General features: G+C 38.4%; 14 protein-coding genes. 6 read left to right on the top strand and 8 right to left on the bottom strand.

What is annotated here, in order from left to right; all coding sequences use genetic code 11:
- Position 1: 1 nt before the first annotated feature.
- From VB715_RS00155 to VB715_RS00145, 3 genes are read right to left on the bottom strand one after another with little or no spacing between them, the layout of a single operon-like run.
- Positions 2–319 (bottom strand): hypothetical protein, encoded by a 318-nt coding sequence (locus tag VB715_RS00155; protein ID WP_323299176.1) that lies wholly within the window; start codon positions 317–319, stop codon positions 2–4.
- 16 nt (positions 320–335) lie between these two features.
- Entirely contained in the window at positions 336–1,124 is a 789-nt protein-coding gene (locus VB715_RS00150; RefSeq protein WP_323299175.1) for an RDD family protein, read from the bottom strand.
- Between the two features lie 33 nt (positions 1,125–1,157).
- The gene (locus VB715_RS00145) at positions 1,158–2,102 is read right to left on the bottom strand and encodes a hypothetical protein (protein WP_323299174.1); all 945 of its coding nucleotides are present in this window, start codon (positions 2,100–2,102) and stop codon (positions 1,158–1,160) included.
- Positions 2,103–2,183: 81 nt separating this feature from the next.
- Here VB715_RS00145 and VB715_RS00140 point away from each other — a divergent pair, with 81 nt between their 5' ends.
- Together VB715_RS00140 and VB715_RS00135 are read left to right on the top strand one after the other, a co-directional pair.
- Positions 2,184–3,155 (top strand): stage II sporulation protein M, encoded by a 972-nt coding sequence (locus tag VB715_RS00140; protein WP_323299173.1) that lies wholly within the window; start codon positions 2,184–2,186, stop codon positions 3,153–3,155.
- A gap of 123 nt (positions 3,156–3,278) precedes the next feature.
- Complete coding sequence (locus VB715_RS00135; RefSeq protein ID WP_323299172.1) at positions 3,279–4,031, top strand: TerC family protein; 753 nt, start codon at positions 3,279–3,281, stop codon at positions 4,029–4,031.
- A gap of 70 nt (positions 4,032–4,101) precedes the next feature.
- Here the strand turns inward: VB715_RS00135 and ndk are convergent, their stop codons facing one another.
- The gene (gene ndk, locus VB715_RS00130; RefSeq protein WP_323299171.1) at positions 4,102–4,551 is read right to left on the bottom strand and encodes a nucleoside-diphosphate kinase; all 450 of its coding nucleotides are present in this window, start codon (positions 4,549–4,551) and stop codon (positions 4,102–4,104) included.
- A 195-nt stretch (positions 4,552–4,746) separates the two neighbouring features.
- Here ndk and VB715_RS00125 point away from each other — a divergent pair, with 195 nt between their 5' ends.
- Both VB715_RS00125 and VB715_RS00120 read left to right on the top strand, forming a co-directional pair.
- Positions 4,747–5,550 carry a PEP-CTERM sorting domain-containing protein gene (locus VB715_RS00125; RefSeq protein ID WP_323299170.1) on the top strand — a complete coding sequence of 268 codons (804 nt, stop codon included), beginning with the start codon at positions 4,747–4,749 and terminating at the stop codon, positions 5,548–5,550.
- A 231-nt stretch (positions 5,551–5,781) separates the two neighbouring features.
- Positions 5,782–6,648, top strand: coding sequence for a shikimate dehydrogenase (locus VB715_RS00120; RefSeq protein ID WP_323299169.1), 867 nt, complete (start codon positions 5,782–5,784; stop codon positions 6,646–6,648).
- Positions 6,649–6,668: 20 nt separating this feature from the next.
- Here VB715_RS00120 and VB715_RS00115 read toward each other — a convergent pair whose 3' ends face one another.
- The 4 genes from VB715_RS00115 to VB715_RS00100 form a co-directional block, all read right to left on the bottom strand.
- A complete protein-coding gene (locus tag VB715_RS00115) occupies positions 6,669–7,586 on the bottom strand; it encodes a histone deacetylase (RefSeq protein WP_323299168.1) in 918 nt (305 codons plus the stop codon).
- Between the two features lie 23 nt (positions 7,587–7,609).
- Positions 7,610–10,408 carry a protein kinase domain-containing protein gene (locus VB715_RS00110; protein ID WP_323299167.1) on the bottom strand — a complete coding sequence of 933 codons (2,799 nt, stop codon included), beginning with the start codon at positions 10,406–10,408 and terminating at the stop codon, positions 7,610–7,612.
- Between the two features lie 340 nt (positions 10,409–10,748).
- Positions 10,749–13,220: an EAL domain-containing protein gene (locus VB715_RS00105; protein WP_323299166.1), complete on the bottom strand. Its 2,472-nt coding sequence runs from the start codon at positions 13,218–13,220 to the stop codon at positions 10,749–10,751.
- A 71-nt stretch (positions 13,221–13,291) separates the two neighbouring features.
- Positions 13,292–16,414 (bottom strand): PAS domain S-box protein, encoded by a 3,123-nt coding sequence (locus tag VB715_RS00100; RefSeq protein ID WP_323299165.1) that lies wholly within the window; start codon positions 16,412–16,414, stop codon positions 13,292–13,294.
- Positions 16,415–16,912: 498 nt separating this feature from the next.
- Between VB715_RS00100 and VB715_RS00095 the strand changes: the two genes are divergently transcribed.
- Both VB715_RS00095 and VB715_RS00090 read left to right on the top strand, forming a co-directional pair.
- A complete protein-coding gene (locus VB715_RS00095) occupies positions 16,913–17,368 on the top strand; it encodes a Fur family transcriptional regulator (RefSeq protein ID WP_323299164.1) in 456 nt (151 codons plus the stop codon).
- A gap of 31 nt (positions 17,369–17,399) precedes the next feature.
- The gene (locus VB715_RS00090) at positions 17,400–19,097 is read left to right on the top strand and encodes a DUF3685 domain-containing protein (protein ID WP_323299163.1); all 1,698 of its coding nucleotides are present in this window, start codon (positions 17,400–17,402) and stop codon (positions 19,095–19,097) included.
- Positions 19,098–19,172: the final 75 nt, after the last annotated feature.

Raw genomic sequence — 19,172 nt, 5'->3', positions numbered from 1 at the left:
GTTAATGGGGGAAGTTTGGGAAAAACAATTTGACAGCCCCCGTCCCAATGGCTAAAATAAAGCCAACCACAACTGAACGATTGATAAATTCTTGAGTATCTAACCGTTTACTGATTCCTTTAACTTCAGCATCAAGAGTTTTAATTTCTCCTTTGAGTGATTCAATGGAGACTTTTGTTTCAGTTCTAAAGTCACTTACATCTTTTTGAAGGTTGTCTAATTTAGCCTCAAACTTTTCATCAATCTTATCTAACTTACTATTAATCTGCTTTAAAATTTCTTCTAATGAATAGGTTACGGTTACAGGTGTTTGACTCATTGTGTTATTCTCCAAATTAAGATAAATTTTGTTGTTGATAAGCGAGATAAACCGCTTCTAGAAAATGATTAGCTGTTGTGCCTTCGGGTATTTCTGCTAACTGAATAATATCCTTAACCTGATAAGCTAATTTACGGGATAATTCATGTTTTGCTTGTAATAACATTGCCTCTCTTCGTTGTAAATATTCTCGAATAACCGCAAAGTTTTCAGGAGATAATTTAGTTAAATTTGCTGTATTATTAATGTAGCTAACTAAGGTTTTAGCTTCTTCTGAAATCAGAAAATTAGCTGAAGATTTTTCGCTTTCTTCTTGAATAACTAAAGTTCCTGCTAACCAATCTCCGATACGTTTTTCGGATTCACTAAAAATAATTAATAAAACCCCAATAAATAAGATATCATCAAGAGGACGTAGTAAAGCTCTTAAGGTAGCTTGTTGTAAGCCAATCGGTCTACCATCATCACGAATAACGCGAATTTTAGCAAAACGTTTTCCTGGGGTTTGTCCTTGCCATAGGGTTTCAAAAAAAGCAAAATATCCTGTATTCGTAACGAAAAAAATTAACAAGAAAATTGCTATAATCCAAGTTTGAATAGCGGCAATATCTTGAATAAAATTAGCAATAATATTTGAAATTAAATTTGGCAGAATAATAAGTATAAGCAAGTAAAAAATCTGAACAATTGACAAAATAGAATAGTCAATAATCAGAGCTAAAGCTCGATTTCCAATCCCTGCCAAAGTAAAATCGAGTTCGACATTTTCCGGTGTCTGTAACTTAAAATTATTAAAAAATGCCATAATAATACAATAAATTCTGAAATGTTACTATTGCTAGAGAGAGTCATTCAAATCTAATCCTAGCCCTTCTTTTCGCGCACAAAGATCATAGTAAACAACGCCTTTAACAATTTGCCAAAATGGTAAAGCAGCAATATTTAGTAAGAGAAAAAGTAGAAATGATCCCAGGATAGAAAAAACAATTCTTCCCCCTAAAATCATCATTTGAGTTGGATCATTTTGATCAATCAATGAGAGGATTGGAATTAGGCTAAAAATCGGAATCAAAGCCAGTAAGTAGACTGGAATTGTAATTAAAATAGCAACGGTAATAATTAATAAAATTCGTCCAACAAACCCTTTAGTTAATGTCCAGCTTCGACCAATAGCCTGAGACACAGTAGAATTTTCTTCTATGACAAAAGGCGTTTCAGAGATAAAGAAACGAGCATAAAACCAAAAATAAGCAACATAATATAATAAATATCCTACCAGTATTAAAAATGCAGCAAATCCTCCTTTAATTAGGGAAGCAGGCAACCCAATAACTAAACCTTGTGCCATTGATAATAAGAGGCTAATCACAAACATAATCAGATTAACCAAAAATTGTAACCAAAAAAATGACCATAATTTGGAGATATTTTTTCGTGCTTGCTGAACAGTTTCTGGTTGATTAATGAGTTCTTTAAATGCTAACCGAGAAATCAATGCTGCATTTTTTAAAGCATGAGACCAACAATAAGTACCGAAGACCAACCAAACAGGAATAATCAACAGCAAAATTCCAACATTAGGTTGATCATTTCCTGCTAATAATCCAAAAATTACAGCCAAAGGAATCAAAACAATAAAGGGAAAAATTGACCATAAACTTGCTCGGAAAGAAACCCCAAAATAGGGTTTAAAGCGATCTCGATATAACCTTAATGCTGCACTTGCTACATTACCAACGCTAAGGGGGCCCATCGGTTGGGGAAAATTGGGATTATTATTCACCTGGAAACTTCTCCAAATTATTTAAAATATTACCTCCGTCGATATCTTAAGCTAGATTTAGAGAGATTTCCAGGAAATGTTATGAATATTCAACGATGGATCGGAAGACGAGAAGCCAACTGGAAGCGATTAGATGCTATTTTACAAAAAATCGAAAAACGAGGCTTAAAGTCCCTTGCAAGCTCAGAAATCCATGAATTAGCCAGTTTATATCGTTCTGTCTCTGCTGACTTGGCCCGGGCCAAAACCCACCAAGTAGGGCCAACTCTGATCCGGGAATTACAACAATTAACTTCTCGCAGTTACAGTCAAGTTTATCAAGGTTCCCGTCGTCAAGAATGGCAAGCTGTCACTGAGTTTTATCTCTGGGGGTTTCCTGGGGTTGTACAGCAAACCTGGGGGTACATTGCTGTCTCAACAGGAATGTTTGTGCTAGGGGCTTTAATTGCTTGGTGGTATGCTTGGCAAGATCCCACCTTTATATCTTTAATTGTGCCAGAAGACCTGATTAAGATGGTACGGGACGAACATCAATTGTGGATGGGATCAATTTTAGGGGTAGAACCCTTAGCCTCTAGTAATATTATGATCAATAATATTAAGGTTTCTTTTAATGCTGTTGCTGGCGGAATGACCGCAGGAATTTTAACCCTTTATCTCCTATTTTACAATGGTTTATTAATCGGCGCAATTGGTGCTTTAGTGGGACTCAATAACTTAGCTTATCCTTTTTGGGCTTTTGTTTTTCCCCATGGTTCCCTGGAATTACCTGCTATTTTTCTCGCTGGAGCATCAGGATTATTAATTGCCAGAGCCTTACTTTTTCCTGGTCAATATCGCCGAGTCGATGCCTTAAAATATTATGGATTTCAAGCGGCACAATTAGTCTTTGGTATCGTTCCTTTGTTAGTGATAGCGGGTATTATTGAAGGCTTTATTTCCCCAAATCCTCTGATTCCTAATCCTTTAAAATATTTAATCGGAATGATTCTATTGACTTTCTTAATCAGATATTGTAGTCAAACAAAAATAGTTAAGTCAACAGATTTGTAAAAGTCTGACAAGATTTAGTTAAATACATTATCATTAAGTTAACGGAATTATTATACAGCAGCATGGTGACGGCATTTCTTTGTCGTTGTTTGCATTATTGCACTTATTCATCCTGATCTTTGAATGTTTGACCAGATTATTGACTCTTCCCTCACTCTCAGCTTGAAAACTCCCCTACTTCTCCTCTTACTAATCGCCCTAGAAGCTGTATTATCGGCCGATAATGCCATCGCTTTAGCGGCCATTGCTCAAGGGTTACAAGGCCCTAAATTACAACGATATGCCTTGAATTTAGGCTTAGTTGTGGCTTATGTATTGCGAATGTCTTTAATCTTAACCGCAACCTGGGTAGTCAAATTTTGGCAATTTGAACTATTAGGGGCCGTTTATTTATTATGGTTGGTGTTTAATTATTTTAACTCCCAAGAAGATGCAGAACACCATCATCATGGCCCAGAATTTACCTCTCTTTGGCAAGCGATCCCCTTAATTGCGGTGACAGATCTCGCCTTTTCTCTCGATAGTGTTACCACCGCGATCGCCTTATCGGACGAAATCTGGTTGATTTTAATCGGGGGAACTATTGGGGTCATTACTCTGCGATTTTTAGCAGAATTATTCATCCGTTGGCTAAAAGTTTATACTTATCTCGAAGATGCGGGATTTATTACCGTGGGACTGGTAGGATTAAGATTACTAATTCGGGTAATCAATGCGGAATGGGTTCCCCCAGAATGGTTAATGATTACAGCGATCGCCCTAATATTTGTTTGGGGCTTTTCTAAACAAAATCCACAGCCCCTAGAAATGGTGGAAATTCCCTTAGAATCTGTGGACAATTCCCTGAGTAAAGAACCGGAAAAAATTTCTTCGTAAAGGGAACAGGGAACAGGAAATCAAAACTTTCCTCATTCCCTCATTCCCTCACCCCATCACCGATTTTAAATTATTCGTATAGCCAAGGGGTAATTGTTGGTTGCCAACTGGCTAATTCTTTTTCATTAAACCAGAGACTAATCTCCCGTTGGGCAGTTTCAATGGCATCAGAACCATGAATTAGGTTCCGTCCAATACTCACCCCATAGTCCCCCCGAATCGTTCCAGGGGCTGCTGTTAGGGGATTCGTTGCGCCAATGACATTTCTGGCGGCCGCAACCACTCCATCCCCTTCCCATACCATAGCCACAACGGGGGAAGAGCCAATAAACTCAACTAAACCGCCAAAAAAAGGACGTTCCTTGTGAACGTCATAATGTTCCTCAGCTAATTCTTTCGAGACTTGCATCAGCTTGAGTCCGATTAACGTAAATCCTTTGGTTTCAAAACGACGAATAACTTCACCAACCAATCCCCGCTGTACTCCATCGGGTTTAACCATTATAAATGTGCGTTCCAAAGCGAACTCCTTTTTGCTGTAACAAATGAGGGTAAATTTTATCCCCTCAAGATTTTACCAAAAATGTCGGGACAAAGGCTCAATAAATGGTTAACCATACCTTAACTTCTAGTAAGCATTTATCCCTACCTAAAATATGGGTCTTCTGATAGTATTTGTAGGTGGGAATGACTGCCAAAAGTTAAGTTAAGGATCATGAAAAATATTCTCATAAGCTCATTCATTTTTATCGCTAGTTTTGGTATAGAGACGGCTGCTCAAGGGTTTTCTTTCTATGATGAAGTCTCAGATGGAGATTTATCAGATGTGGGTTCAACACCGACATCACTGGGTTCCCTCAACCTGGGAAAAAATACCCTCAAAGCAACCTTTAATCGGGGTTCTAATCCAGATCCTGACTACTTTACTTTTAATATTCCCCAAGGACAAGTCCTCACAGAAATCTTCCTGAAGTCTTGGAATACATCGCCTTTTTTTGAAGACATTGCTTTCATTGCTATAGAGGAAGGGCCAAGTTTTGACTTTGTTTTTTCTAATACTGCTAATTCTAATCCAGCAGAGGGTCTTTTAGGTTGGTCTCATCTCCGCAGTACACAAGTCGGTACGAACAAAATTCTAACGGAGATGGCACTGTCTAATTTAGATCCAATCACTTCAGGATTAAATATTGTTGTTAATCAAGAAGCTGACAATAATCCTTATACACCTGAACAAATTGCTCAGTTTCCATCAGGAGTTACAGAAGATCAATTAAAGCAAAATCTCCGTAATCTAGGGGTTATTGGAACATCAGGAAGCACCATCGGCTGGTTTCCTGGGGCAACTGGCTTTAAGTTGCCTTTAGGGCCTGGAGATTATTCCATTTGGTTAAGACAAGGTACTGACACAGAAATTAGTGTGGAACTAGATTTTAATACGGCAAAAGTTCCTGAACCTAACAATCTTTTTGGTATTATTATAACCCTAGGATTAGGGACGTTAAGATTTAAGAAAAAATGATAGCAACCGTCAACATTATGACAGCTATAATTTTCACCCTATCGACCTCATATTTATCCCAAATCAGATTAAGATAGACCGATTGATGTAGAGACGTTATACAAAGCGTCTCTACAAATTTTTACGGATTTTCGAGAATAAATTATCATAAGGTATAGGCGGAAAAAAATTGAGTATGCTGATTATATTAGATTAAAATAAAGAATGATCTCTTAATCATGAATCTTCCCTATGCAGACAATTACTGGCAAAACAAAGCTCCTCGGTATTATTGGCGATCCTGTTGAACATTCTCTATCCCCTGTGATGCAAAATGCAGCAATTAGTCAATTAGGTGTCGATTATGTTTATATTCCTTTTCCTGTCAAACAGCAAAATTTAGCTACTGCTTTTGCTGGATTTGCTACTATTGGAGTCCAGGGATTTAATGTTACAATTCCTCATAAACAAGCCATCTTACCTTTGCTATCAGAAATTACCACAACTGCTAAATTAGTGGGTGCAGTTAACACTGTTTGGTACACAGAAACAGGATGGAAAGGAACAAATACTGATGTCATTGGCTTTTTATCTCCTTTAAAATCCTTGACAAAAAAATGGTCAAATATCGTTCCTATAATTTTAGGAAATGGAGGTGCAGCAAGAGCAGTTTTAGTAGGATTATCAGAACTAGGATGTCCTAAAATTCGAGTGGTAGGACGGGATCAGGATAAGTTAAGGCAATTTCAACAAAGTTGGTCTAATAGTGAGCTTAAAGCTTCTATTGATGTGTATTCTTGGGATGAATTACCAGGGATATTATCAGAAACAGAATTGTTAGTTAATACCACTCCTATTGGGATGTTTCCTCATAGTAATCATTCTCCCCTTCAAAGTGATTTATGGAAAAAACTTCCTTTAAATGCTATTGCTTACGATCTCATTTATATTCCTAGTCCCACCCAATTTCTCAAAGAAGCACAACAACAAGGTTTAATGACTATTGATGGATTAGATATGTTAGTTTATCAAGGAGCCTCTGCCTTAGAATTATGGTTACAACAACCAGTTCCTACCGAAGTGATGAGTCAAGCTTTAAAACAACATTTAGGCTTATAGTTGATAGTTATTTTAATTAACTATAAGCGATAAAATTGATAAACATCTTTTGAGGCACGATGTAATAAAGAATGTCGATAAACTAACGATTTCATATCTTTAGCATAGCCTCCCCCAATAACACTAGCCACCGGATAACCTGCCGCAATACAAATACTTAATACCTGCATTTCTCGGCGATAAATTCCCGTATCTGTTAAGGATAATTTTCCTAAACGATCATTAACATGGGTATCAACCCCCGCATCATATAATACTAAATCTGGTTTAAATTGTGATAGTAAATCAGGTAAATATTGGGATAATATTTGTAAATAACCATCATCATCTAACCCTTCTGCTAAGGGAACATCGAGATCGCTTTGTTGTTTTTTAGCAGGAAAATTAGCCTCACAGTGCATCGAAAAAGTAAACACCGTCGGTTCATCTTTAAAAATCCAAGCTGTCCCATCCCCTTGATGAACATCAAGATCGACAATAAGAACCTTTTTTACTAACTTTAATTGTTGTAAAACACGGACAGCGATCGCTAAATCATTAAAGATACAAAACCCCGAACCGTAACCTGGAAAAGCGTGATGGGTTCCACCTGCGGTATTACAAGCTAAGCCAAACTTTAAGGCTAATTTAGCGGTTAAAATAGTCCCACCGACAGCGATACAAGTCCGTTTTGCTAATGCCTCACTCCAAGGCAAACCAATGCGTCTTTGTGCTTTATTATCTAGGGTTCCTTGACAGTACGCTCTCACATAATCCGGGGTATGAACTAATTCTAATAGTGACAATTCAGGAAATTCTGGAATATAAATATTTTCAGGTTTAACCAGACCATCAATTAATAATAATTCATAGAGTAGGCGAAACTTTTCCATCGGGAAACGATGGCCATCAGGAAGGGGGACAACATATTGAGGATGATAAACAATCGGGAAAATCATATATTTTTCTTAAAAACTGGCCCCTACTCAACTTCTGAATTCCCTAACTGTACTTTCCACAACCTAACAACTCCATCATTATCCCCAGACACTAAGAAAGAACCATCCCCACTAAAAGCGATACTATTAACACAATTAGTATGACCTTGAATTAACTGAATTAACTCCCCCGAAACCAAATCCCAAAGGGCAATCATATTATCCTTTCCTCCCGAAGCAATATAATGACCATCGTGACTAAAGGCCACACATTTAACATAACTCAAATGGCCCCGAAACTTGTGAATTTGTTTCCCAGAAATAATATGCCATAACCTGACAGTTTTATCCCGACTAATCGAAGCAACAAATTGACCATCAGGACTAAAGACGACTCCTTCTACATTGTACTTATGACCTTCTAATTGTTGCACTTGTTGCCCTGAACTTACTTCCCATATTTTAATGGTTTTATCATCACTTGCACTGGCAATTAATTGGCTATCAGGACTAAAGGCAACCCCTTCAATATCATCTAAATGGCCTTGAAGTATACGAGTAGGTTTACTGCCCTTAAAACTCGGCCACCCTGAGGAAATATCCCACAGACAAACCGTTTTATCCCAACCTCCTGACGCAACCCATTGACCATTGGGACTCACCGCAACACTCCTCACCCAATTTTGATGACCTTGCAACACACGGGAACATTTTCCGCTATGGACATCCCATAACCGTAGGGTTTCGTCCCAACTTCCCGATACAAAACAGCAACTATCAGGACAAAAAGCGACGCTAGACACCGCATCTTCATGACCTTGGAGAATATGAACTTCTCGCCGTTCTATGATGTCCCAAAGACGAATTGTCCAGTCATTGTTCCCCGTGGCCACCCAGCGACCATCAGGACTACAAGCCACACTATACACCCAATTCGTATGTTGATGGAGTTGTTCGACAGTTTCCCCCTTGATCAGATCCCAAAGACGTACGGTATAGTCCGCAGACCCAGATATTAGATAATTGTTATCGGGACAATAGGCGATCGCCGTAATTGAATTCCAATGGCCTTCTAGTCGTTGCGTTTCTTGTCTATCTGCTAAAGACCAAACCCGAATTGTTTTATCACCGACACTGGAACCAGAGGCTAAATATTGATCATTTTTAGCAAAACTTAAGGTCGTTATCCAGTCGGTATGTCCTTCTAATATTTGTTGCAATTTACCAGAGGTTACGTCCCACAAACGGATCTGGCGATCGCGTCCTCCTGATGCTAATAATTTGCCATTATGACTAAAGATTAAACTTTCTATGGCCTGAGAATGACCTTCTAAACATCGCCATTCTTGACCAGATATAGCCCCCCAAATTCTAATTTTTCCATCATAGCAACCGGAAGCGACAAATTGACCATCTTCACTGACAGCAACTGCTGTTATCCAACCCATCGGTTCCGACAATTCATGGCGTTTTTCTCCGGTTTTTGTATCCCATAAGATTAAGGTTTCGTCCCGACTGCCAGAAACTAATAATGACCCATCTTTATTAAAAGCAACATCATTAATTTTTTTGGAATGGCCTTGTAATTGTCTTAATAATTTTCCTTGGGTGAGATCCCAAAGATAAATATTTTGTTGCCAAATTAAGGCTAATAATTTTTGATTGTGACTGATAGTACCACCCTGGGTAGGACAGTCAATTTCCCAATGGGCAATACGGGTATTAAAATCAAGTAAAGATGCACCTCCTGCGGACAAAACTAACACTTCATTATTATTAATAGGAATAACTTTTTTGATACATCCTTTACCAAGTCTTTGGGTCATACCCTGTTGTTTTAGTAATGGTAAAATAAATTGTCCTTGTAGGGTTTCAATATTTTTAATTTCAATAGAAATGTAATTTTCATCATTTTCTTGTCTTTGTTGCCACCATTGCTTTACAGTTTGTGGGCGATCTTTTCTTTGTATTTTTAACGCATTTGTGATCAAAATATGCCAGGGATAGTCTAAGCCTTCTGGTTGCCAAGTATCATTTTCTAAGACGCGAGTCATGGCTGGTGGGGGTAACTTTCCAGTTAACATTTCATAGAGGATCATCCCTACTTCAAAAATATCACTTTCTGGCCCAACTTCTCCCCCTGACATGATTTCTGGGGCCGCATAGCATTCCGTAAAGGAACGGGTTCTTTTTCGTCTAGCATCCGTCGCTAAAGTCGCTGCCCCAAAATCAATTAAAATTAGTTGATCATCGGGAGTTAATATCATGTTTTCTGGTTTTAAATCGAGATGATAAATACCCGCTTCATGAATGGTCATTAAAGCATCAACTAACTGTCCTATTAAGGTTTCTACTCTTTCTGGAGATAGTTTATTTTCTGGTTGGTTTTCTAATTCTTTTAATAGAGTTTTTCCCCGCACCAATTCCATGACTAAATAAGCTGTATCTCTTTCTTCAAATAAGTCCCTTACTTTCACAACATTGGGATGTTGTAACTTGGCTAAAATCCTTCCTTCGTCTAAAAAACGGTATAAACTTCGTTGATAAGCATCTTGATATTTTTGAGGAATAATTAATAGCTTGGTTTCGGGATTTCTTGACGCGTATTCTACGGGATAAAATTCTTTAATAGCTACAGGATTATTTAATGCGCTATGATGGGCCCGATAGGTGATCCCAAAACTGCCTTTTCCCATCGCATCATCAAGACAGTAAGTGTGCGATCGCAGTTGGGTTCCCTTGGGTAAGACTTCCTGTAACAATGATAATACCTGCGCCCCACAGTTGGGACACAATTGGGTTTTGTCGGGAAGATCATCAAGGTGACAGTTTAAACAACGCATTTATTCAATTATGGGTTATCAGTGTTTAATATGTGGGGTAAGCAAAATCAAATAACTCAGGATTCTTATACCCCTTAAAAAGAAGGATTGTCTCACTCTCTTTTCTTGAGAATATCAATGAATAGAAACCTTTTAAATTCCAATCTCTACTGAAAACACTATTCTTTAGAATAAGGCAAGTATGGTATTTGTGACGACATGGCTGTCGATTTCTTTGCAAATCTTTAATATTATTCTAAAAAGTCTCTCTAATTGATAAATAAATCTCTAGCCAAAAATAATAATTTTTTCCTTGGGCCTTTTATGCTCTGGAAGTCCCTGAAGCAAAATTTCAGTTTATCTATAATTGTAGACAAGATTGCTGAATTAATTGCTCTACTTGGGAACTTTCTAGAGGTTCAGCAAAGAAATATCCTTGTCCATATTGACAGTCTAGTTTTTGGAGTTGCCATAAATTTTCCTGGGTTTCTATTCCTTCAGCAACAACATCAAGATTCAACTGTTTAGCTAAACTGATAATAGCTTGAACAATTTTTAAATTCTCACTTTTGGCATCAATTTCTGTGACAAAAGAGCGATCTATTTTTAAAGAATTAACAGGCAGATAACACAAGTAGCTCAAAGAAGAATAACCTGTGCCAAAATCATCAATACTGATCTGAATTTGACGTTTTTTGAGTTCTAATAACAACGCTGTCGCTGCCTCTAAATTTCGCATTAGCAAAGTTTCTGTGATTTCTAATACCAAGCTAGTTGCTGGCAGTCTTGTCGCTTCAAGAATCTGATCAAATCTATCCAAAAAATTCGCCATTTCCATTTGTTGGCTGGAAACATTGACACTCATCTTCAAAGAATGAGCTTGAGAATATTGTTGCTGCCATAGGACTAATTGTTGACAAGCTTCGTGCAGTATCCATTCTCCGAGGGGAACCATTAATCCCGTTTCTTCGGCCATGGGAATAAACTCAAGAGGAGAGATTAAACCCTGTTGTGGGTGCTGCCAGCGTACAAGTGCTTCAAACCCAATGAGGGTTTCCGTCGTTAGGCAAAAAATAGGTTGATAGACTAAAAAAAATTCCTGACGTTCCACCGCTAAGCGAAGATTCGATTCTAATTCCCACAAGGTTTGGGCCCGCTCGTGCATACTGGGATTAAATATCCCATAGGCAGACCCATTTTGTTCTTTCGCACGATACATCGCTAAATCAGCGTTACGCAAAAGCTCTGTCGCGGAAGAATTGTGATCTGTATTGAAAGCAATGCCAATACTAACAGTAACTAATATATCCCGTCCGTCAATGATGATAGGGTCTTTTAATTGCTCAAAGATACGTTCAGCAACTTTTAGGGCTTCTTGCTCATATTGAAGCTCATCTAGAAAAATAACAAACTCATCTCCTCCCAAACGAGATACGGTATCGCTTTCACGAACACAAAGAGCCAATCGTTGAGAAATCGCTACCAATAACTGATCGCCGACCAGATGACCTAAACTATCATTAATATTTTTGAAACGGTCAAGATCAATAAATAGAAGGGCATACAGAGAGTTAGGTTTGCGTTGAGAGCGTTTAATCGCTCCTTCAATGCGCTCTGTCAAAAGCAAACGATTGGGCAATCCAGTTAAAGCGTCGTGCAATGCTTGATACTGTAATTTCGTCTCGGCCAGTTTGCGCTCTGTAATGTCTCGATTAACCACAAGAACTCCTTTTATTCTACCCTCACTTCCCTGTCGTACCAAGACTTGACGGCTTTCCACTATGATTTTTGTCCCATCCTGTCGTGTGTGAGTGAGTTCCCCTTCCCACTGTCCTTTCTCCTGTATCACTCGTTGTACATCAGGGCTATCAAAAGGAAATTCGGTCTTGAGCAGTTCATCCGCGATTTTTCCTTCAACTTCACTGCTTGTCCAACCATAAAGGAATTGAGCACTGCGATTCCAAAAAATAATTTCTCCGTTAGCATTACAGACAAAAATGGCTTCATAGGTCAGATTAATCAGTTCAGCTTGTTCTCGTAGCGTCTCTTGCGCTTTTTGCCGAGCCGTAGTGTCTTGAAAGACTAGAATAACACCAGTCAATGTGTCTTTATTATCCCGAAAAGGGGACATACTAATAGATACAGCAAGGGAATGACCCTTTTTGGTCACTAATAAAAGATCACTATCTAAATAAATCGGGTTGCCCTCCTCAATGACATTCTTGACAGAATGTTCAATCGGCAAACCAGTTTTTTGTTGAATAACGTTAAAAACTTCCATCAAGGGTTGCTCTTTTGCGTTATTGAGTTTCCACTCCGTCAGGGTTTCCGCTAGGGGATTTAGATACTGAATACGCCCTTCGATATCAACAACAATCAGCGCATCTCCGATGTTTTTAATGATGCCACTAATCCAGCGTTCTCTTGCGGCTCGCTGTAAAGCAGATTCGACGGCAACATACAATTCTCTCTCATTAATAGGTTTAAGAAGATAACCGAAGTGAGAACTCGACAAAGCTTTTTCTAAAGTGGTTTTGTCTGAATAACCAGTAAGATAAACGGTGGGAATCTCAAACTGCTCCCAGATTTGATGGGCTGCCTCAATACCATCCATTTTCCCTTTAAGTCGAATGTCCATAAGGATAAGGTCACTAGACAACTGAGCCGCTCTGTCAATGGCTTGTTCCCCAGAGACGACAGTAGAAACCACATCATATCCCAGAAACTCTAAAATCTCCTGTAAGTTGAAAGCAATAATACTCTCGTCTTCTACAATAAGAATACGGGTTGGTATTGCTTGTTCTTGAGAATCAAGTTTTTTTGAGAATGTCATATTACTATTAGCAACTTAAAAGAACTTGGACTGTAAAATAATTGGTAAAACTAAATAAAATCAATTATACTTTAATTTTCAGATGGCATGGGAAAAGTAATGGTAACGAGGGTTCCTTGATCACTGTCAATCTCAAGGTTTCCTTCTAATTGTCCCACCAAACCTTGAACCAAGGTTAATCCTAGAGAGCGAGTAGTTTGCAGATTGATGTTTTTAGGAATACCTATACCGTTATCCCTAACCTTCAAGATAAGTTGATTCGGTGGATTTTCATGAAGCTCTATCCAAATATGTCCCTGATGATCTCTAGGGAATGCGTGCTTAATTGCATTGGAGATCAATTCATTGAGAATTAAGCCACAGGGAACAGCAGTGTTAATATCTAAGGCAATAGGAATAATATTGAGCGTCAAAGCAGTTTGACGAGAACTCATTTTATAGGACTCCAATAAGGTAGAAGTCAAACTGTGGATGTAGTCAGAAAAATCAATTTTGGCGAAGTTTTCCGAGAGATACAGTTTTTCATGAACTAAGGTAATGGTCTTAATTCGCTGCCGACTTTTGAGGAGAATACTATCCACTGTTTCTTCTTTGGTTCGCCGAGCTTGTAATTGTAGCAAGCTATCTACTATCTGGAGATTATTCTTAACACGATGGTGAATTTCTTGCAACAATACTTCTTTTTCTCGCAGTGAGGCTTTAATTTGTTCTTCCGCTTTTTTTCGCTCTGTAATTTCTGTAAAAATAACACCCAAGCGATCAATTGTCTCTTTGTTGTTCTCAGAACGCGGTTCGTCATTTCCAGAAACATTATTAAGAATCGGGAAATTAGAAACTAACCAGGTTCGTGTTACCCCAGGAAACTTTGGTGTTTTTCCTATCACTTCAGCTTCTAAAATAGTTTCGCCACTGGTAAAGGCTTGTTGAAACATTTCTACTAAGGTTGAAGCTAGATCAGGTACAATTTCCCAAGGGGTTTTGCCTAGATGATCAGGGACAGAAATACCGTTAATCTCTGCTAGGGCTTCATTAGCTAAGGTATAACACAATTGACGATTAACAACGCACATACCTACAGGCGCACTGGCAACAAAGGCATTCAACAGTTGTTGACTATGAGCCAATTCTTGCTCAATTCGTTGCTGATACTTGGCTAATTCTTGTTCTAGGGTTTTGCGTTGAGTGATGTCTTCATGCACTGCTACATAAACAATCCCATATTCTGGATGTTGAAACTGAGATGTGGTTGCCCGACACCAGAAGGGGGTGCTATCCTTTTTAACATTATAAATTTCGTAAGAGTATTCCCCTAAAGTCCCAATCCTTGTCATAATTTCTTTACCAATTGCTTGAGCGTCCATGGTGTCCGTTTGATGGTTAAGAATGGCCACAAATTGACCCACTAATTCCCCTGTTTCATAACCAAACATCTGCTCAAATTTAGGATTAGCATAGACGATAGTCCCGTCTGCTGCTTTCACTAAACACACCCCTTCTGCCATAGTTCTCACTATTGTATCTTGCAGTTCAAGTTGCTGTTCGATGTGTTTGCGATCGCTAATGTTAATGTGACAACCCACCATGCGGAGGGGATTTCCTTTGCTATCCCACTCAATGACACGGCCAGAACAGATCACCCAAATGATAGAACCATTCCTATGACGATATCTTACCTCGTTGTAGTAGGGAATTTGACCGCGACTTTTAATGTGTTGCTCGAAACATTCCAAGACTCCTGGTAAATCTTCTGGAACGATCATTTGCTGCCAAGACTCTGGAGTATTGGGCAACTGGTGGTCTTCATAACCAAACATTTTCTTAAAAGTGGGGCTTAAGTATTCGTGATCATCTCGAATATTCCAGTCCCAGTATCCAGCTAAGATGGTTTCGAGAATGGTTTCAAGAAGTTGGCGTTCTTTTTGTAGCTTTTGCATTCCCTGGAGTTTTTTCTCGGCTTGCTTCCGAAAACTAATATCACGGGCAATTTTTGATGCACCAACGATTTTGCCTTGCTTATCTTTAACAGGAGAAACAGTCAAAGAAATATTGATTAAGCTGCCATCTTTATGTTGTCGCACTGTCTCGAAAGACTTTACATTGACTCCTTGTTTGAGTTTTGCGAGAATTTCCCCTTCTTCTTGCTGTTGAGTCTCTGGAATTAACTGAAGTATGGATTGACCAATGATTTCCTCGGCTTTGTAACCAAATAGTTTTTCCGCGCCAACATTCCAACTCAGAATCACCCCCTCTAGGGTTTTACTAATAATGGCATCTTCAGAGGATTCTACGATAGCTGCAAGTTGCCACATAAGAACTTCTGCCTGTTGGCGATCTGATTCTAATTTATTAAGCGATCGCGCTGTCCACCAAGTTAAAATAATGAATGTCGGCACTATCACAATTCCCCCAAGGGCGTAACCAAAAGCAGCATCGAACAATTCCAATTGTTGTCCCTGAAATGTCAGCCAAGTGACTAAAATGGGATAGACAATTAACCAAGGCAATAACTGCCTTGCCATTATGCCTCCTACTAATGGGCTAGTTAGGGGTTCCATAAATCCCTGACGATAACAAGTTCCCAGTAAACCAATGTTCAAGACAATAAAGGTTATCGCCGTATGAGGAGCAGTGGAAGTTATTCGTGCTACTAATTGGTAGAGAATATCTGACTTAAACAGATACGCAACCACAGCGAGCAAAGCAATCTCAATCATCAAAATACTCAACATTTGAGCCAACCAATCTGCCCATTTCGCTTTTTTTCGCAACAGTAAGAGATTAATCCCCACTAACAAGAAGTTAAATGCGGTGCCTTCTCCCATTCTTCCTGGATAAAGGGTGGTGGGTGATGGTGTAATATCCAGAAACAAGCTCTCATCAATCCCCAAATTCCAACCCCAGAGATACTCGCTGAGGGTGAGTAATGAAATTAAAATAATTAAACCTGAAAGATTTAAGCTCAAAAAATTTAGTGATCTTTTAATCTTTGCTTTTTTAATTCTTAATTCTAACTGTAATAGTCCCAGGGCCATACCTGCTAAGATAAAACATAGAGCAGTATTCGGTTTCATGGTTGAAGGGCTATTAGGAAAACCGAACTTTATTAAGTCAATGTCAAATTGCCATCCAAGCAAAACGAATGTTCCGATTAGAATAGTAAAGGTACTCGCAATCTGTATAATCCGTTTATTCATGGTGTAGTTAAGATATCTTTATCTAAATTTTAGACTGAATCTTTTCCTAGAAAGTTAACAATAATATTGGAGCAAGTTGGTATTTAATTTGTATTATAATAGACTTATCCACGAATTAAGTTTATGATAACAAAAACCAAGAAATCCGATTCTACCGAACCTATAATGTGAATTATTCAAAGAATAACGGTTCTACCGAACTTGCCATGTAAAATCAATAAATGAATACAGGCTAAAGCCTTATTCTATAAGCACAAAGGCTGTCTACACAGCCTAATTTTCAGCCTGGGTAGCCAGGCTTAGTTCCTATAGCTTAACCCGATCGGGTTTAAGCCTGTAATTTTTAATCGTTTTACATACTAGGTTCGCTAGAGCCAGAATAACTTACATTTTTAAGTAAAAAGAAAATAAAAGATAAACCCTAACTAGACAATTTTTGTCTCTCTAAGCTAAACTGGTAACGAGTATGTATTAGTAGTAATCAGTAGTATATGTAGTATGACTAATCAGGGAGGAACCACTCAGCCATTGCGATCGCTAGAAGATGCCCTAGATCGATGCCAAACCTTAGGAATGCGTGTCAGTCGTCAGCGTCGTTATATCCTAGAATTACTCTGGAAAGCCCAGGAACACCTATCGGCCAGAGAGATTTATGATCGGCTGAATTTAGAAGGGAAGGAGATCGGCCACACTTCAGTATATCAGAATTTAGAGGCCTTATCGAGTCAAGGAATTATTGAATGTTTAGAGCGATGTGACGGGAGACTCTATGGCAATATTAGTCATTCCCATAGTCATGTCAACTGCCTTGATACGCAACAAATTTTGGATATTCAGATTGAACTCCCGCCAGAAATCATACAACAAATCGAAATGCAAACTGGTATAAAAATTACTGATTATCGCATTGATTTTTATGGTTATAAACAGCCAAATTCGTCTAAACTAAACTAGGAATCAAGTAAGCCCTCACCCCGAAAAATTCGTGAGCGATCACCCCATAAATCTCCTTCTTGTTGATGATGACCCCATTTTTTGCTTAGGACTATCAACGGCCTTAAGCAACTATTCCCGTTGGGAAATTATAGCTCAAACAGATAATTTTACCGACAGCTTGACCGAGTTATCGAGTCAGAGAGTAGAACTGATAATTTTAGAGCCAAATATTGCAGATAGAACCCTAACAATTTCTCAATTTTATCAAGAAGTTAAACAAACTTATCCCCAGGTCAAGGTTTGTTTATTGAGTCATCTCTTTTACCCCTCACAACTGCAAAACTTTAAAGACTTAGGGATTGAAGGATATTGTCATAAAGGTATCCCAATTGAAGATTTTCTCAATCAATTAGAGAGAATCATTCAAGGAGAAGTCGCTTGGCCAAATTTAATTATCCCGACCAAAACCCCTGAAAGAGTTTTCCATAAACCTTGGTTATCTCGTCTACAAAAATCAGGGATTGATCAAATTCAAGCTAATCTAAACATCATTAATCAGAAACTTCAAGAAAGTCCTTTATCGAAATTAGATCAACTATTTTGGAAGGGAAGAAAACGGGAGCTTTTAGCGGCTTATTGGATAGTAGAAAGACTAATTCCTGTTGAAGTAATTGTCATTGAGAATCAATCGTTTTCCCCTGGTTTATCTCCTGGAATCAAGCAAAAGCAGTCAGACTCCCTGGAAATTACCGGGTCAATAACTGAATCTCCAACTACTTTGATTATCTTTAATAATACCCTTGATAAGTTAGAAGGAAACCTGAAAAACTTAACCAAAATCCCCCTAGAAATTGATATTCTCAAACCAGAAATTAAACAAGAATTGCTACGGATTATTTTAAATCAATTTCGACGTATTTTAGAAGACTTAAAGTTTGTCGAACTCTTAGCCAAGCAACTATCAGAAAATATGGATATTGTTTTGGGAAAAATTTGGCGAGAATCTGCCTTAACATTCCTAGGGAAATACTGTGTTGAGAAACAGAAATTTCGTTTAGAAGAGATTGAAGAGATTCTGAACAATTATGAAATGCAAATCGAAGAAGAAATTTTGAGAAAGATTCCCTTTGTCACAGAATTACTCGATTACTTACTCTTTGAAAGTCATTTAATTGTCGAACAAGTCTCTTATCGTCCCGACTCACCCGAAGCCATTGAACAAGGAGAAAAATTTCTCCAAAACCTCATCATTCAAGTCGCTAATGGGATCACATCTCTTATTTTAAATAACTTTTCTGACGTTGAATTGATCAAACAAAAACTCTATTGCATCAAAATGGCATCCTCTAGAGAAATCGCTAATTTTCGGAATAAACTGGCTTGGCAATATCGCCAAGAACAATACTGGGGAGAACCCCAGAATATTTTTGAAAGTCGTTATCGTCTCTTTTTTCTCAAAGAAAAGGGGCTAGACAGTTCCTATATATATGCCCCACGACAAACCCAACTCGAAAACCTGACCGGACTGCGTTGGAGTGTGACAATTCTCCTAGAAATCCGAGATGCCTTTTCTCCGATTCTGCGCTCAATCTTAGCTTCCTTGGGCAATGGATTAGTTTATCTCCTCACCCAAGTGATTGGTCGTGGCCTTGGGTTAATCGGTCGTGGCATCCTGCAAGGGGTAGGCAATAGCTTTCAAGAAACATCTTATCCCAAAAAGCGATCAGAGCGAGACTCAAAATCATAAATTCTCCCTAGAATGTTCCCCTAGATACCACCTCATCGTTCATAATAAAAGAAGAGCAAATTCTTTCCCAATCGG

This window comes from Crocosphaera sp. UHCC 0190, assembly GCF_034932065.1.
Classification (GTDB): domain Bacteria; phylum Cyanobacteriota; class Cyanobacteriia; order Cyanobacteriales; family Microcystaceae; genus UHCC-0190.
The sequence above is the reverse complement of the archived record's forward strand: the minus strand, read 5'-3'. Positions and strand labels throughout refer to the sequence as shown.

Coding starts and splice junctions, on each gene's coding strand:
- VB715_RS00135 (WP_323299172.1), top strand. CDS start 3,279: ATGTTTGACCAGATTATTGACTCTTCCCTCACTCTCAGCTTGAAAACT.
- VB715_RS00095 (WP_323299164.1), top strand. CDS start 16,913: ATGACTAATCAGGGAGGAACCACTCAGCCATTGCGATCGCTAGAAGAT.
- VB715_RS00100 (WP_323299165.1), bottom strand. CDS start 16,414: ATGAATAAACGGATTATACAGATTGCGAGTACCTTTACTATTCTAATC.
- VB715_RS00140 (WP_323299173.1), top strand. CDS start 2,184: ATGAATATTCAACGATGGATCGGAAGACGAGAAGCCAACTGGAAGCGA.
- VB715_RS00110 (WP_323299167.1), bottom strand. CDS start 10,408: ATGCGTTGTTTAAACTGTCACCTTGATGATCTTCCCGACAAAACCCAA.
- VB715_RS00125 (WP_323299170.1), top strand. CDS start 4,747: ATGAAAAATATTCTCATAAGCTCATTCATTTTTATCGCTAGTTTTGGT.
- VB715_RS00115 (WP_323299168.1), bottom strand. CDS start 7,586: ATGATTTTCCCGATTGTTTATCATCCTCAATATGTTGTCCCCCTTCCT.
- VB715_RS00105 (WP_323299166.1), bottom strand. CDS start 13,220: ATGACATTCTCAAAAAAACTTGATTCTCAAGAACAAGCAATACCAACC.
- VB715_RS00155 (WP_323299176.1), bottom strand. CDS start 319: ATGAGTCAAACACCTGTAACCGTAACCTATTCATTAGAAGAAATTTTA.
- VB715_RS00120 (WP_323299169.1), top strand. CDS start 5,782: ATGCAGACAATTACTGGCAAAACAAAGCTCCTCGGTATTATTGGCGAT.
- VB715_RS00150 (WP_323299175.1), bottom strand. CDS start 1,124: ATGGCATTTTTTAATAATTTTAAGTTACAGACACCGGAAAATGTCGAA.